Annotated in this window: 14 protein-coding genes and 2 tRNA genes; 10 read left to right on the forward strand and 6 right to left on the reverse strand. The window is 41.0% G+C overall.

Features of this window, described 5'->3' with window-relative positions; genetic code table 11:
- Positions 1 to 7: 7 nt before the first annotated feature.
- The 7 genes from HS960_RS25890 (at position 8) to HS960_RS25920 (ending at position 6,854) form a co-directional block, all read left to right on the forward strand.
- Entirely contained in the window at positions 8 to 340 is a 333-nt protein-coding gene (locus HS960_RS25890; protein ID WP_182330832.1) for an L-rhamnose mutarotase, read from the forward strand.
- Positions 341 to 342: 2 nt separating this feature from the next.
- The gene (locus HS960_RS25895; RefSeq protein ID WP_182330833.1) at positions 343 to 2,001 is read left to right on the forward strand and encodes a UxaA family hydrolase; all 1,659 of its coding nucleotides are present in this window, start codon (positions 343 to 345) and stop codon (positions 1,999 to 2,001) included.
- A gap of 49 nt (positions 2,002 to 2,050) precedes the next feature.
- The gene (locus HS960_RS25900) at positions 2,051 to 3,364 is read left to right on the forward strand and encodes an alpha-L-fucosidase (RefSeq protein ID WP_182330834.1); all 1,314 of its coding nucleotides are present in this window, start codon (positions 2,051 to 2,053) and stop codon (positions 3,362 to 3,364) included.
- A gap of 2 nt (positions 3,365 to 3,366) precedes the next feature.
- Positions 3,367 to 4,131 (forward strand): SDR family NAD(P)-dependent oxidoreductase, encoded by a 765-nt coding sequence (locus HS960_RS25905; protein ID WP_182330835.1) that lies wholly within the window; start codon positions 3,367 to 3,369, stop codon positions 4,129 to 4,131.
- 41 nt (positions 4,132 to 4,172) lie between these two features.
- The gene (locus HS960_RS25910) at positions 4,173 to 5,030 is read left to right on the forward strand and encodes a fumarylacetoacetate hydrolase family protein (RefSeq protein ID WP_182330836.1); all 858 of its coding nucleotides are present in this window, start codon (positions 4,173 to 4,175) and stop codon (positions 5,028 to 5,030) included.
- Positions 5,031 to 5,055: 25 nt separating this feature from the next.
- On the forward strand, positions 5,056 to 5,883 hold the full coding sequence (locus HS960_RS25915; protein WP_182330837.1) for an amidohydrolase family protein: 828 nt from the start codon (positions 5,056 to 5,058) through the stop codon (positions 5,881 to 5,883).
- Between the two features lie 179 nt (positions 5,884 to 6,062).
- Positions 6,063 to 6,854, forward strand: coding sequence for an L-fucose dehydrogenase (locus HS960_RS25920; protein ID WP_153845154.1), 792 nt, complete (start codon positions 6,063 to 6,065; stop codon positions 6,852 to 6,854).
- Positions 6,855 to 7,100: 246 nt separating this feature from the next.
- Here the strand turns inward: HS960_RS25920 and HS960_RS25925 are convergent.
- Positions 7,101 to 7,173 (reverse strand) — tRNA-Phe (locus tag HS960_RS25925).
- Between the two features lie 42 nt (positions 7,174 to 7,215).
- Positions 7,216 to 7,288, reverse strand: a tRNA-Phe gene (locus HS960_RS25930).
- Positions 7,289 to 7,476: 188 nt separating this feature from the next.
- Between HS960_RS25930 and mnmA the strand changes: the two genes are divergently transcribed.
- The 3 genes from mnmA to HS960_RS25945 all read left to right on the forward strand — a co-directional run bounded on the left by mnmA (position 7,477) and on the right by HS960_RS25945 (position 10,415).
- Positions 7,477 to 8,568 (forward strand): tRNA 2-thiouridine(34) synthase MnmA, encoded by a 1,092-nt coding sequence (gene mnmA, locus HS960_RS25935; RefSeq protein ID WP_046672147.1) that lies wholly within the window; start codon positions 7,477 to 7,479, stop codon positions 8,566 to 8,568.
- Between the two features lie 187 nt (positions 8,569 to 8,755).
- Positions 8,756 to 9,820: a PA0069 family radical SAM protein gene (locus tag HS960_RS25940; RefSeq protein ID WP_182330838.1), complete on the forward strand. Its 1,065-nt coding sequence runs from the start codon at positions 8,756 to 8,758 to the stop codon at positions 9,818 to 9,820.
- A 52-nt stretch (positions 9,821 to 9,872) separates the two neighbouring features.
- Complete coding sequence (locus tag HS960_RS25945; protein WP_182330839.1) at positions 9,873 to 10,415, forward strand: GNAT family N-acetyltransferase; 543 nt, start codon at positions 9,873 to 9,875, stop codon at positions 10,413 to 10,415.
- A 71-nt stretch (positions 10,416 to 10,486) separates the two neighbouring features.
- Here HS960_RS25945 and HS960_RS25950 read toward each other — a convergent pair whose 3' ends face one another.
- From HS960_RS25950 to HS960_RS25965, 4 genes are all read right to left on the reverse strand, one after another.
- Positions 10,487 to 11,905 carry an amino acid permease gene (locus HS960_RS25950; protein WP_120336228.1) on the reverse strand — a complete coding sequence of 473 codons (1,419 nt, stop codon included), beginning with the start codon at positions 11,903 to 11,905 and terminating at the stop codon, positions 10,487 to 10,489.
- A 384-nt stretch (positions 11,906 to 12,289) separates the two neighbouring features.
- Positions 12,290 to 12,451: a FeoB-associated Cys-rich membrane protein gene (locus HS960_RS25955; protein WP_075993917.1), complete on the reverse strand. Its 162-nt coding sequence runs from the start codon at positions 12,449 to 12,451 to the stop codon at positions 12,290 to 12,292.
- Positions 12,452 to 12,457: 6 nt separating this feature from the next.
- Positions 12,458 to 14,560, reverse strand: coding sequence for a ferrous iron transport protein B (feoB, locus tag HS960_RS25960; RefSeq protein ID WP_182330840.1), 2,103 nt, complete (start codon positions 14,558 to 14,560; stop codon positions 12,458 to 12,460).
- Positions 14,560 to 14,799 (reverse strand): FeoA family protein, encoded by a 240-nt coding sequence (locus tag HS960_RS25965; RefSeq protein WP_046672175.1) that lies wholly within the window; start codon positions 14,797 to 14,799, stop codon positions 14,560 to 14,562. Before HS960_RS25965 ends, feoB begins: the two co-directional genes overlap by 1 nt.
- Positions 14,800 to 14,912 lie beyond the last annotated feature (113 nt).

Here is a 14,912-nt window from a genome sequence, read left to right on the forward strand (position 1 = left end):
GTTAGTAATGAAAAGATATGTCATGGCATTGGATCTTGTGGACGATCCACAATTGATCAAGGAATATGAGGATTACCACCGTGAAGTGTGGCCGGAAATAAAACGCTCGATTCTGGATGCAGGTATTCTGCAGATGGAGATCTATCGTTTTGAAAATAGATTGTTTATGAACATGGAGGTAGGTGAGGATTTTTCATTTGAGAAAAAATCAGCTATGGATGCTGCCAATGAAAAAGTTCAGGAATGGGAACAGCTGATGTGGAAATATCAGGCGGCTATTCCGGGGGCAAATCCAGGAGAGAAATGGGTAATGATGACAAAAATATTTGAATTAGTATAATTATGGCTATACAGCGCTATTTACAGATCCATCCAATGGATAATGTCCTTGTTGCATTACAGGACTTGGCTGAGGGAACAACGATTGTTTTTGAAGGTAAGGAATTTACATTAAAGCAAGCTGTTGCTGCCAAACATAAATTCACGATCCAGCCAATGGAACAAGATACGGAGATATTGATGTATGGTGTTCTGGTTGGGAAATTGAATATTCCCTTAGCTGAAGGGGAACTCATTACCACCGAAAACTTGCGCCATGCGTCGGAAGATTTTAGAATGGGCAACCGTAAGACAGCTTGGACAAAACCTGATGTTGCTGCATTTAGAGATAAAACGTTCAATGGATTCCACCGTTCAAATGGGACTGTTGGAACGGCCAATTACTGGTTGGTTATTCCATTGGTTTTTTGCGAAAACAGAAATGTATTGACCTTGAAGGCTGCTTTTGAGGAAAAGCTCGGCTATAAAGTAAAAGCGAATAATTACATCTCTGAAGTTGACGATCTCATTGGCTTATATAAGTCCGGTGCTGATGTAAATGCGATCCTTAGTCAGGATCTACTTGCTAATTCGACTTCCAGTGAGCAGGAACGCCTATTCAAAAATGTCGATGGAATCAAGTTTTTGAATCATGAGATGGGATGCGGTGGAACACGTATGGATTCGGATGCTTTATGTGGTCTTTTGGCTGGCTATATTACCCATCCGAATGTTGCGGGGGCAACGGTGTTGAGTTTAGGATGCCAGCATGCGCAGGCTTCTATTCTGAAGGCGGAAATTGAAAAGCGAAGCCCGGGTTTTGATCGCCCGCTGTATATTTTCGAACAGCAGAAAGAAGGAACTGAAAAGGAACTTATGCAAAAGGCTATTAAGGCAACTTTTGCGGGGATGATGCAAGCTGATAAAAATGAGCGCAAACCAGCCACATTGGACAAATTGTGTATTGGACTGGAATGTGGTGGCTCGGACGGATTCTCGGGTATCTCTGCCAATCCAGCACTCGGTTTTGTGTCGGATATTTTGGTGACTTTAGGCGGATCGGTGATTTTGGCGGAGTTCCCTGAATTATGTGGCGTTGAACAGGAGTTGAGTGATCGTTGTATTGATGAATCAACTGCGGAGCGTTTTATGTCGCTGATGCGTACTTATAATGCAAAAGCCGAGGCTGATGGCTCGGGTTTCTATATGAATCCTTCTCCGGGAAATATTCGTGATGGCTTAATTACTGACGCGATTAAGTCTGCAGGAGCAGCCAAAAAAGGAGGAACCTCACCTGTTGCAGCAGTGATTGATTATCCTGAATTGGCCAACGGTCCGGGGTTAAACTTATTATGTACTCCAGGTAATGATGTGGAAAGTACAACTGCAGAGGTGGCAGCTGGTGCCAATATCGTCTTGTTTACGACTGGCCTAGGTACACCCACGGGTAACCCGATTACACCGGTTGTGAAACTTTCAACAAATACCAAAACTTTTGAGAAAATGCCCGATATTCTGGATCTGAACTGTGGTACCATTATCGAAGGTACAGAGACTATTGAGGAGGCTGCACATCGTATTTTGGATTATGTGATAGAAGTTGCTTCTGGTGAAGTGAAACCAAAAGCGGTGTTGTTGGGTCAAGACGATTTCATCCCTTGGCGTAGAGGTGTTTCATTGTAGTTGAGTATAATGAGTTTATTGAAAATCCATGACAACTAATTATTTACATATGAAACTTAAACATGTAATCTGTGGTTTGGCCTTGCTGATGGGATCTGTATCCGCGAGCTATAGCCAGCAACATTATCAACCGAGTCCCGAAAATTTAAAAAATAGGGAATGGTTCGAACAATCTCGGTTTGGAGTTTTTATCCATTGGGGGGTATATAGTGTGCTGGGAGATGGTGAATGGGTCATGAACAACCAAAATATCAGTTTGGATGAATATGCATTGCTGCCTAAATTTTTCAATCCAATTTCCTTCAATGCGAAAGAATGGGCGAAGTTATTTAAACAGGCCGGAGCAAAGTATATCACCTTTACCACCAGACATCATGATGGATTTTCGATGTGGGATAGCCAGATTTCGGACTATAATGTGGTGAAGAAATCGCCCTTCAAACGCGATATTGTGAAAGAGTTGGTGGAAGCTTGCCATGCTGAAGGGATAAAAGTGATGTTCTACTATTCACTTTTAGATTGGCACCGGGATGATTATCTGCCTGTTGGTAAAACGGGCGGCGGCATTGCGGGCCGCGATTCAACAAAAGGGGATTGGAGTCATTATGTCCAGTTTATGAAAAGCCAATTAACGGAGCTGTTGAGCAATTATGGCAACATCGATGGGATTTGGTTCGATGGTCATTGGGACAAGCCCAATGAAGATTGGCATTTCAAAGAAATCTATGAATTGATTCATAAGTTACAGCCACAATGTTTGGTGGGTAACAATCACCATTTGGCACCATTTGAAGGTGAAGATTTTCAGATGTTCGAACGTGATTTGCCTGGGGAGAATACCACTGGGTTCGGTACGAATGCACATGATGTCGGGAAATTACCGAAGGAAGTATGTGGAACAATTGCTGGATCGTGGGGATTTGAGCTGAAAGATCGGACACGTAAATCATTTCAGGAAGTACTGAAATACCTGGTCAAGGCAGCTGGTCATGGTTCCAATTTATTGCTCAATGTAGGTCCGATGCCGAACGGCGAGATTCAGGACTATCAACAGGAGCGTTTGAAAGAACTTGGAAAATGGCTATCGGTGTATGGTGAAACAATCTATGGCACAGAGGGGGGAGCGGTGTCGCCAACAGACGATTATGCGTTGACGAAAAAAGGAAACCAGGTGTATCTACATGTGTTTAAAACCGATAAGAAGGAATTGTTGATCAATAACCTGCCTTATCAAGTGAAAAAAGTAAGCACATTTATCGGAAAGAAAGAGATTAAGTTTAGTCATAAGAACAATAGTCTACGCGTGGATTTGCCAACATCGACAGATGAAGCAGATTTGGTATTGACATTAACAATTAAATAACAATGGGAAAATTAGAACAAAAAGTAGCTGTAATTACCGGTGGTGGTAGTGGGATAGGCCGTGCGATCAGTCTGCAATTTGCTGCAGAAGGAGCAAAAGTTCATATTCTGGATTTGAATGAAGACGGTGGTAATGCTGTGGTTGATGAGATCTTGGCTTTGGGTGGTCAGGTTGCGTTTAATCGTTGTAATGTAGCTGACCAGCAAGAAATTACTGCTATAGCACAAAATATCGGAAAAATTGATATTTTAGTAAATAATGCAGGTATTGCTCATGTTGGTAATTTGGAAAATTGTCAATCAGAAGATTTTGAGCGTGTTTTTAATGTGAATGTTAAGGGAGCTTATAATGCATTGCATGCGATCGTGCCGATGATGAAAGCGCAGGGTTCTGGAGCAATCCTTAATCTAGCATCCATCGCTGCATGGGTTGGTATCACGGATCGTTTTGCTTATTCGATGAGCAAAGGTGCTATTTACGCGATGTCAATGTCTGTTGCAAGGGATTACATGGCATACGGCATTCGTTGCAATAGCATTTCGCCTGCGCGTGTACATACGCCATTTGTGGATGGATTTATCGCAAAAAACTATCCTGGAAAAGAGGAAGAAATGTTTGAAAAATTATCAGCAAGTCAGCCAATAGGCCGCATGGCACAACCGGAGGAAATTGCCAAATTAGCACTTTTCCTGTGTAGTGACGACGCGGGCTTTATCACTGGAAATGACTATCCAATTGATGGTGGTTTTATTAAATTGAACAATTAAAAAGCTAAAAATAAAATATCTATTATCTCAATACTATAAAAATGAAATTAATACGTTTTGGAGCTCAAGGCAAAGAGAAAATCGGTGTTCAGATCGATGGCGTAAATTACGATGTAAGCGCATTTGGTGGTGATTACAATGAGCAATTCTTTGCTGAGGATGGTGTAGCTCGTTTAGAAGAATTTGTGAAGGCAAATGAAGGTAAGTTGATTGAAGTTCCTCAAGACGAGCGTATCGGAGCACCTTTTGCCCGTCCATCCAAAATTGTTTGTATTGGATTGAACTATTTAGACCATGCAAAGGAAACCAATGCACCTATTCCTGCTGAACCGATCATCTTTATGAAATCGACCACTTCGTTGGTAGGTCCATACGATAATGTGATGATTCCTAAAGATTCTGTAAAAACAGATTGGGAAGTGGAGTTCTGTATCGTGATCGGTAAAAAAGCCTCTTATGTAGAAGAGCATGAGGCCTTAGATTATGTGGTTGGATATGTGTTGCACAATGATGTTTCCGAACGTGAGTATCAGTTGGAACGTGGCGGTACTTGGGATAAAGGAAAAGGATGTGATACTTTTGCGCCAATGGGACCTTTCATGGCTACAAAAGAAGAAATCAAAGATATCAACAATGTGCGTCTATGGTTAAAGGTAAACGGAAAAACCTATCAGGATGGCAATACCAAGGATTTGATCTTCTCGGTAGCACATGTGGTATCGTATGTGTCTAAATTTATGACCTTGTTGCCTGGCGACGTTATTTCGACAGGTACACCTGCAGGTGTTGGGTTAGGATTTAATCCACCGATTTACTTGAAACCTGGCGATGTTATCGAGTTAGGAGCAGATGGTCTTGGGGAGTCCCGTCAGACTGTTGTAGCGTATTCAAAAAATTAATTGCTCATCAGGTTTTCTTTTCATTATGCGTATAGATACCCATCAGCATTTCTGGAAATTCGACCCAATTAGAGATAGTTGGATTACCGAAGAAATGCAGGTCATAAGACGTGATTTCAGCCCTTTAGATATTCAGTTTGTGCTTGAACGAAATGGATTCGGAGGGAGTGTTGCTGTTCAGGCAGATCAATCCAAAGAAGAGACTGCTTATTTGGTTCAGCTGGCTAATGATTATCCTTTTATTAAAGGCGTTGTGGGCTGGATTGATCTTCAAGCAGCAGATATTCGACAACAGCTGGATGGCTATCAATCAGATACGGTCATCAAAGGATTTCGTCACATTGTTGAAGGAGAAGCGGATCCTGATTTTCTTATCCGCCCTGCCGTACTAAATGGACTGAAGGCATTGGCAGATTATGGTTATACTTATGATCTGCTCATCCGTCCACGTCATTATGCAGCAACGCTGGATTGTGTGCAGCAAAATCCAAATCTACAATTTGTGTTGGATCATATTGCCAAACCGCCAATCAAGTCGAAAGCATTTGATGAGTGGGCCACGTTTATCGATGCGCTATCTGCTTTTCCGAATGTCGTATGTAAAGTTTCTGGACTTGCAACAGAGGCCGATTGGGAGGGATGGAAGCTTGATGATTTTAAACAATATCTGGAGCATATCTTTGCACGTTTTGGAAATGAGCGCATTATGTATGGGTCAGATTGGCCGGTATGTCTGCTGGCGGCATCCTACGAAGAAAGTATTGCAATAGTTGAAGATAAATTAGGGCAATTTACAGCTGCAGAGAAGAATGCATTTTGGGCAGAGAACGCTATACGCGTGTATAATCTTTAAGAGGAAAAACTTCAGCATGTTATGAAAGGGAAAAATAACATGCTGAAGTTTTTTATTGGCCATGAAGCAGGATAATCGGCTTAATAACGTCAATATAAATTAATCAATAACCAGAGAACGAGTTCATTGTTGCTAATGTTAAGCACAATCAATGAAACAAACCATTCAATAAAAGTATTATGGATCTTCATTTAAGAGATAAAGTTGTTATTGTTACCGGCGGAGCAAAAGGAATCGGGCGGGCCGTAGTTCATGCGTTAGCTAAAGAACAGGCTATTCCGGTCATTGTTGGTCGTAAACAGGCGGATAATGAAAAAGTCAAGGAAGAAATCAAGCAATTTGGTGTGGATGCACTCTGTATTGAAGCAGAGTTATCTAGACCCGAAGATTGTGAACGAGCAGTCCAAAAGACATTGGAAGTATATGGCCGTATCGATGGTTTGGTGAATAATGCCGGACAAAATGATGGTGTCGGATTAGCATCAGGTAATTATGAAAAATTTGTTGCTTCTCTGCACAAGAACTTAATTCATTACTATCTGATGGCACATCACGCTTTGGATGCATTGAAAGCTTCTAAGGGTAGTATTGTGAATATCTCGTCCAAAACTGGCGAAACAGGACAGGGGAATACCTCGGCTTATGCGGCATCCAATGGTGGACGTAATGCGCTTACACGCGAGTGGGCTGTAGAATTGTTACCTTCCTCGATTCGTGTAAATGCCATTATTGTGGCAGAATGTGCCACTCCGCAATACGATACCTGGATTCAAACCTTATCAAATCCGGAGGAGACCTTGAAGAAAATTACGGATCGCATTCCATTGGAGCATCGCATGACGACAGCAGAAGAAATCGCCGATACAACTGTATTTCTTTTATCGAGCAAATCAAGCCATACGACAGGTCAGTTGATTCATGTAGATGGCGGATATGTGCATCTGGATCGCTCTATTATTGCTGAATCGTAGCAGAACAGCGATTGGATTTTGGAAATTAAACTTGTGTGGTTTTTAAAGTGACAACTCCGGTTCATTTCCAAAATCCATAATCGTTTTTTTTGACACTTTCCGACGAGCTGATTAAAGGTAAACATTGGAGTTTGGATAGCGCGGCAGCTGTGACTATAAACACGATAGGCTGTATAGAACAAGAAAGTTGCTATATAATATGGGGATAAAACAAAAAAAGCCCGTTCAATGAACAAGCTTTTTTTGTGGTGCCACCTGGGTTCGAACCAGGGACACAAGGATTTTCAGTCCTTTGCTCTACCAGCTGAGCTATGGCACCAGTTGACCTTTTATTTAAATCTGTGATCATCAGATTGAAGCGTGGTGCCACCTGGGTTCGAACCAGGGACACAAGGATTTTCAGTCCTTTGCTCTACCAGCTGAGCTATGGCACCGCTTTTTTGCTATGGGTTTGTTCCCCTATTGCGATGCAAATATAGTCCGATAATTTGAATTCTAAAACTTTTATGCAGATTATTTTCGTACTTTTTTCGAACGTGTTGATTTTGATCGAGATAAAATTACAAGAAACTAACATATAAGAAAAGGAATAAGCTGTATCTTTGCATTTCAATAATTAGAGATGAGTAAAAGAGGAAGAGTTTTAGTTGCAATGAGTGGAGGGGTAGATAGCTCCGTTGCTTCTGTCATGCTCCACGAACAAGGATATGAAGTTATCGGTATCACGATGAAGACATGGGATTATGCATCCGCAGGTGGTTCGTCGAAAGAGACCGGATGTTGTAGCCTTGATAGTATCAATGACGCTCGTACATTAGCCGTAAACTATGGTTTCCCTCATTATATATTAGATATACGTGATGAGTTTGGAGATTTTGTGATTGATAATTTTGTAGAAGAATATATTGCTGGGCGCACGCCTAATCCATGCGTATTGTGTAATACCCACATCAAGTGGGAGGCTTTAATGAAACGTGCTGACAAATTGGACTGTGAATTTATCGCTACCGGGCACTATGCCAATATCCGTATGCACGACAATGGTCGCTATGTGATATCAAAAGGTAAGGATGAAAACAAAGATCAATCTTACGTTCTATGGGGCGTGTCACAAGAAAACCTTGCTCGGACCCAGTTTCCTTTAGGATCTTTCACGAAAAAGGAAATTCGTCAGATGGCTTTGGATATGGGGCAAAAAGAATTGGCCAATAAGTCAGAAAGTTATGAAATCTGTTTCGTTCCTGACAACGACTACCGTGCGTTTTTGAGACATAAGGTGCCAACATTGGATCAACAAATTGGTCCGGGTAATTTTATCCTTTCCGATGGTACCGTCGTCGGTAAACATATTGGCTACCCTTATTTCACCATCGGTCAACGTAAAGGCTTAGGTATTGCCTTGGGTAAACCGATGTTTGTGATCGAAATCCTTCCAGAAAGTAATACGGTGGTATTGGGTGAAGAACACGAACTTGAAAAGTCACATGCCTATGTTCGCAATGTGAACTTTGTGAAATATGCAGGACTGGATCAACCGATGGAAGCAATTTCAAAGGTACGTTATAAAGATTCTGGTGCTTTGTCGACCATCTCCCAAGAAGGCGATAAAGTGCGCATTGATTTTGTACACAATGTGAAAGGTATTGCTCCTGGACAATCGGCCGTTTTTTATGAAGGCAATGATCTACTTGGTGGTGGTTTCTTAATGAAATAAGAAGAAGTTGGACTGAGATCTAGCATAAGAATTTTAATCCCTATACTGTAACAAAAGTATAGGGATTTTTATTTGGTTTAAAATGCGATTTATTTGAGCCTCAAACTAGAAGATATTCGCTTTCCGCCTTTGTGAAAATTGAGAAATCTTAATTTGTTTTTACTAATAATTTTAGTAATTTTAACTTATGAATTCGTCAGAATATTTTAAGGGCAGGGGGGCACAGATCAATCCCAATAATAAATTTTTTTCTAACCAATACGTGCAGGAGCATGTTGAAGGGCTGGATGAGGAGTTTTTGGGGACCGAAAAAACACAATTTATTCCGACTCATCCAAAATCCATTATTTCTAAGTCAAATAGTCCGGATCTCCGTTTTGAAAGATCCATTAACCCCTATCAGGGCTGTGAACATGGGTGTATTTACTGTTATGCACGCAATTCGCATGAGTATTGGGGTTTTAGTGCAGGATTGGATTTTGAGCGTAAGATCCTGGTAAAACATAATGCCGCTCAGCTTCTCGAACAGGAGTTTAGAAAATCGAACTATCAGCCCGATTTGATTATGCTTTCCGGCAATACAGACTGTTACCAACCTATTGAACGGAAGCTGGGTATCACACGTTCGCTTTTAGAATTGATGGTCAAATACCAGCATCCGGTCTCTATCATCAGCAAAAATGTACTGATGCGGCGGGATTTTGATCTTTTGCGTGAGCTTGCAGCACGCAATCTGGTTTCCGTTGCAGTAACCATCAATTCGTTGCGCGAGGAGGTACGTCAGAAAATGGAACCACGTACTGCAACGGCATCGGCCCGGTTGAAACTGATCGAGGGATTGGCAGGGATAGGTGTACCCGTCATGCTGATGATGGCGCCCATCGTTCCGGGGATCAATAGTGATGAGATTTCAGATTTGATTCGTTCGGGAGCAGATGCGGGAGCAGTTACGGCCTCTTATACCATCGTAAGGCTCAATGGACAGATCGGTGGTATCTTTAAGGATTGGCTCTATCAGAACTATCCTGACCGTGCTGAAAAGGTATTACATTGGATTGAAGCCTGCCATGGTGGAAAAATTAACGATACCGATTTTGGACGGAGGATAAAAGGGGATGGCCATATGGCCGAGAGCTTACAGCATTTATTCAAGCTTTCCGTCAAGAAATATATGAATAATGGGATGCTTCCATCCTTGAGAAGGGATCTTTTTCGCTTACCCGATGCAGGCACACAGCTGGGAATGTTTTAGTTATTAGTGTCAAATGGCAGCAGAAAATTAAGCCATTTGTGTAATTTTAAAAATGGAAATTAAAACAGAACGGCTCAAGCTCAGATCCGTAGAGAAAATAGATTTGGAAAATATCCATTCCCTATTAATGTACCCTGAATCTGCATTATTTAATCCGAGTGGATTTCCGGATGGAATAGCCCATACGGCGCAAATGGTGGAAGCTTGGTCAGCGCAAATACATGAATCCGATGTCCGAAAGGATTATACCTTTTATATAGAAACTCTAGAAGGAAAGGAGTTTATTGGTCTAATTAATATCAGTGTTGTCAAGCTACGCTATCGAAATGCAGAAGTATGGTTTAAGCTTGTTCCGACAATGTGGAATAAGGGCTATGCAACAGAGGCATTGAACCGAATCCTGACATTTGGTTTCAAGGAACTTAATTTTCATAGAATTGAGGGCGGTTGTGCTGTTGAAAATATCGCTTCCGCGAAAGTAATGGAGAAAGTCGGCATGGTCAAAGAGGCCCGCAGACGGAAAATTTTGCCTTTAGAAGATGGTTGGAGCGACAATTATGAATTTGCTATTCTCGAGGAGGAATACCCGCTTTAAATTTTAGTAAAAAAGCCCGATTCATGCAATGAATCAGGCTTTTTTTATTGATAAGATCGAGGTTCAATAAACTAAGATTTCTTTCTTTTGATCAAAACATAACTTACATAGAGTAATATAAGCCAAGCAGGGATCAATTCTACCGGAAGTTTCATTCCTGTTATCCACATGATGCCAAGTACAGCGATCAAAAAGATCAGACAGATATAATTACTTAGGGGATATAGAAAGGATGGGAACTTGGTCCGCAAGTGGGCATCGAGTTTATTCTTTCTGAAATACAAATGTGTAATGGAAATCATGACCCAGTTTATAATCAGTGAAGATACCACAAGCGACATCAAGATCTCCAAGGCATTTTTCGGCGCAACATAGTTGATAAATACACAGATCGCAGCGAACAGTGCCGAGACCAAAATTGCGTTAATAGGCGCATGATTCTTGTTGAGTTTCGAAAGAAAACGAGGGGCATTCCCCTGTTCTGCCAGTCCATATAGCATTCTGCTGTTGCTGTACACGCTACTATTATATACCGATAATGCGGCGGTAAGGACAATGAGATTTAGTGCATTTGCGATAATTTTTGTGAAATAGAAAGTCTTTCCAAAGAGGGTAAATTCAAATCCATTAAGTTTGTCAAATACCAGTACAAAGGGACTTGTATCGGCGGTGATATTCGTCCACGGTGTCAAAGAGAAAAGAATAATGAGTGCACCTACATAAAAGATCAAGATCCGATAGATCACCTGGTTGGTCGCTTTGGGGATGTTCTTTTCGGGATGTTCGGCTTCTGCAGCAGTAATACCAACCAACTCTAGGCCACCGAAAGAAAACATAATCAATGCCATGGCCGAAAGGAGACCTTCAAAATTGCCATCCGATGTTTCATTAAACCAGCCTTTTGGGAAAAAACCGCCATGTGAAGTCAGGTTGCTGAGACTTGCCTGCTCACCTCCAGTACCGCTTACCAGTAAGTATACACCGAAAACTATCATTGCGATGATCGCAATAACCTTAATAATGGAAAACCAAAATTCCGTCTCGCCATAAATTTTGACAGAGGCAAGATTAAGGGCGTTGATTGCAAAGAAGAAAAATAAACTTGATGCCCATAAGGGTATTTCTGGCCACCAGAACTGCACATAAACACCTATTGCTGTGAGTTCGGCCATGCTCACCAAGATATACAGGACCCAATAGTTCCAGCCCGAAGCATAACCTGCAAAAGAACCCCAATATTTGTTGGCGAAGTAGCTAAAACTTCCTGAAACAGGTTCCTCAACGACCATCTCGCCCAATTGGCGCATAATAAAAAAAGCAATAATTCCAGCGAAAGCATAGCCGAGTATAACTGCCGGCCCAGCTAGTGTGGCAGCCTTTCCGATACCTAGAAATAAGCCTGTACCAATTGCACCACCCAGGGCAATTAATTGAATATGTCTATTTTGAAGTCCTCTTTTTAATTCTTCCTTATTGTTCTGTTTCTCCATGTGTATGGTTAATACGGTTACTAGTCTGTGTTGACCGATCCTTGGCAGGGGAAACCTATGAAGACTTTACTCCGTACCAGAATCGAATTGGTCAAAATTGCTGCCGCTGTATGATGTGCCGACGAATATAGTGGCTCCCAGTGCATCTTTTGCCCTAAGCGCATAAAGTTAACAAAACACTTAGGTATTTGTGCACATTCTGTTGTGCTTTTAATGTATTTCGTTATTTTTTATAAACAATGGCGATAACCATGTTTTTGGCTAAGAAATAGAAAGCGCCGTAATTTGAAAATACGGCGCTTTATGAATTAGTAGCTAGTGTGATTTTTGGCCACTCTAGCTAATAACGAAATCTTATTTGCAAATGCTACTCAAAAAGATAAATTAATTTGCTTTTTGTGTTTTTTCTACGCTGCAGTCGCATCCACAGCCTTTTGAGCAGCTCGACTTGCCCTTCAATGATTTTCGGACATTTTTAACGACATACCATACAGCCGCCAAAACGAGAATTCCTACGATGAGATATTGTACTGTTAAATTATCCATAGCTTTTTATTTTAAAAGTTGATAAGCAATTAAGGCACTGAAATAGGCCAAACCTGTCATAAAGCCAAGCTGTATTAAAGTCCATTTCCACGAACCTGTTTCCCTTTTTACTGCCGCAATTGTACTCATACATTGCATAGCAAAAGCATAGAACAGTAATAAGGATACACCGGAAGCTAAATTGTAAGCCGGTAAACCGGTATTCCGGTTAATTTCGCTTTTCATTTTGCCTAATACCGTTGTTTTAGATGCTTCATCTTCGATATCCACTTCGTCACCAAGGCTATACACGGTGGCCATTGTGCCAACAAATACTTCACGGGCAGCAAAAGAGGAAATAAGACCTATACCCATCTTCCAGTCATAGCCCAATGGTTCAACAACAGGTTCAATAGCCATGCCAAGATAACCAAGGAAGGAGTGTTCCAGACGATAAGATGAAACTTCATGCTCCAAATCTGCTTCGGACAGGTTGGGGTTATTTTTTGTTACATATTCTTCTGCTTGGCTAAATTTGTCGTTTGGACCAAAACTACCTAATGCCCAGAGTATAACGGAAATGGCTAAAATAATTTTACCTGCGCCGAAGACAAAGCTTGATGCTTTTTCCCAAACATTTAAGGCTACATTTTTCCAATCTGGAGTCTTATAGGTGGGGAGTTCAAAGATGAGAAATGATTTGTGTTTTGATTTGATGACTTTGGTCAGGATAATCGCGGATAGCAAAGCTGCGAATATGCCAAGCAGGTACATCACAAACAATACAATACCTTGTATTTGAAATCCTCCTAATTTCGTGTCCGGTATCACCAGTCCGATCAGAACGATATAAATAGGAAGTCGTGCTGAGCAGGTCATAAAAGGCGTTACCAGAATAGTGACCAGTCTTTCTTTGCTATTTTCGATGTTACGTGCAGACATGACCGCAGGAACAGCACAGGCTACGCCCGAAATCAATGGAATCACTGATTTTCCATTCAGACCAAAGGGACGAAGCCAGCGGTCCATCAGGAAAACAACACGGCTCATATAGCCCGTTTCTTCCATGATCGAGATAAAGATGTATAAAATAACGATCTGTGGGATGAAGATTACAATCCCGCCAATACCTTTGATAATACCATTGCTAAGCAAATCGGTCAGAGGTCCTGCAGGAAGTGCTGTTTGCGTATAGGCTGCAAGATCACCAAATAAACCATCGATAAAATCCATGGCTGGTCCAGACCAGGTATAAATTGCTTGGAAGATTAAAAAGAGGATACCAAAGAAGATGACATAACCAAAGATTGGGTGAAGCAGGATGCTATCAATCATATTGGTTTTGTTTTTATTTGAGGATTCATCCTTTACATAGATTTCAGCAAGGCTGCTATCTAAGGATTTACTACGCAGTATGGCTTCGTCTTTTTGCAGCTTTTCGGCCCGCAATTGATATTTTTCACGTATTTGCTGAATAGCCTGATTTTTTTCCTTCGATAAAAAAGATACTTCGCCTTTGGCCAGGTATTGCCAGGTATGGTATTCCGTATCTAATGGAAAAAGACGTTTAGTTTCCTCTAATGCCGCATCAGCTTCCGTTGGTAGACTGAATTTGCTGATATACATGGGCGGAACAGCATCAAAGTTTTTGATCAACTGATCGATACCTTGCCCCGTACGTGCATTGGTTTCGTATACTTTTGTATTTAATAGGTGTTCAAGTTTCTGAACATCGATTGTAATTCCCTTTTCTTTGGCTTCATCGATCATATTGATGACAAAGATGGCCGGCAGACCGAGTTCCCGGGCTTGTTGATAAAGAATAATAGATCGTTTTAGGTTCGTAGGTTCGGCGACGACAACGACAAGGTTTGGTCTGAAACTACTTTCTTTATTGACTAAAGTGTTGAAAACAACTTCTTCGTCCAATGAACTTGGGAACAGGGTATATGTGCCCGGTAAATCAATAATGCGATAAACTTTGTTGTTGGCTTTAACTTGCCCCTCACGTTTTTCGACCGTAATACCGGGATAATTTCCTACTTTCTGATTTAATTTTGTAATCCGGTTAAATAGAGATGTTTTACCCACATTTGGATTACCCAAAAGTGCAATAATCGGGTTATTCATTATTTCTGATCAATAAGGATGACTTTGGCTTCTGATTTGCGGATAGCAATTAAGGCGTTATTAGCACTAATATTTAGACATATGGGACCGTCCAAAGGTGCGATATGTTTCACCTCTACTTCAGTACCGGGAATAAACCCCAATTCGAAAAATTTAGCTGGAATTTCGTGTGAATCAAAATCTATAATTACCGCTTTTTCCCCTTTTTTTAGCTTATCTAAGCTAGTTCTATTACGCATCTGCCTGTTTTTTTGAATTCTTCAAATATACAGAATTTCTACCATTTAGAATGATTCTAATGTCATAGTTATGTATTTAGTAAAAAACAGCTATCTTTACTATTCAGAACGAT

Origin of the sequence: Sphingobacterium paramultivorum, assembly GCF_014109745.1 — a bacterium.
GTDB classification, from domain to species: Bacteria; Bacteroidota; Bacteroidia; order Sphingobacteriales; family Sphingobacteriaceae; genus Sphingobacterium; species Sphingobacterium paramultivorum.

Bases quoted from the DNA above. Each gene is read 5' to 3' on its own strand.
- mnmA (WP_046672147.1), top strand. From the start codon at position 7,477: ATGAGTAAAAGAGGAAGAGTTTTAGTTGCAATGAGTGGAGGGGTAGAT.
- HS960_RS25890 (WP_182330832.1), top strand. From the start codon at position 8: ATGAAAAGATATGTCATGGCATTGGATCTTGTGGACGATCCACAATTG.
- HS960_RS25920 (WP_153845154.1), top strand. From the start codon at position 6,063: ATGGATCTTCATTTAAGAGATAAAGTTGTTATTGTTACCGGCGGAGCA.
- HS960_RS25955 (WP_075993917.1), bottom strand. From the start codon at position 12,451: ATGGATAATTTAACAGTACAATATCTCATCGTAGGAATTCTCGTTTTG.
- HS960_RS25950 (WP_120336228.1), bottom strand. From the start codon at position 11,905: ATGGAGAAACAGAACAATAAGGAAGAATTAAAAAGAGGACTTCAAAAT.
- feoB (WP_182330840.1), bottom strand. From the start codon at position 14,560: ATGAATAACCCGATTATTGCACTTTTGGGTAATCCAAATGTGGGTAAA.
- HS960_RS25895 (WP_182330833.1), top strand. From the start codon at position 343: ATGGCTATACAGCGCTATTTACAGATCCATCCAATGGATAATGTCCTT.
- HS960_RS25915 (WP_182330837.1), top strand. From the start codon at position 5,056: ATGCGTATAGATACCCATCAGCATTTCTGGAAATTCGACCCAATTAGA.
- HS960_RS25945 (WP_182330839.1), top strand. From the start codon at position 9,873: ATGGAAATTAAAACAGAACGGCTCAAGCTCAGATCCGTAGAGAAAATA.
- HS960_RS25965 (WP_046672175.1), bottom strand. From the start codon at position 14,799: ATGCGTAATAGAACTAGCTTAGATAAGCTAAAAAAAGGGGAAAAAGCG.
- HS960_RS25910 (WP_182330836.1), top strand. From the start codon at position 4,173: ATGAAATTAATACGTTTTGGAGCTCAAGGCAAAGAGAAAATCGGTGTT.
- HS960_RS25900 (WP_182330834.1), top strand. From the start codon at position 2,051: ATGAAACTTAAACATGTAATCTGTGGTTTGGCCTTGCTGATGGGATCT.
- HS960_RS25905 (WP_182330835.1), top strand. From the start codon at position 3,367: ATGGGAAAATTAGAACAAAAAGTAGCTGTAATTACCGGTGGTGGTAGT.
- HS960_RS25940 (WP_182330838.1), top strand. From the start codon at position 8,756: ATGAATTCGTCAGAATATTTTAAGGGCAGGGGGGCACAGATCAATCCC.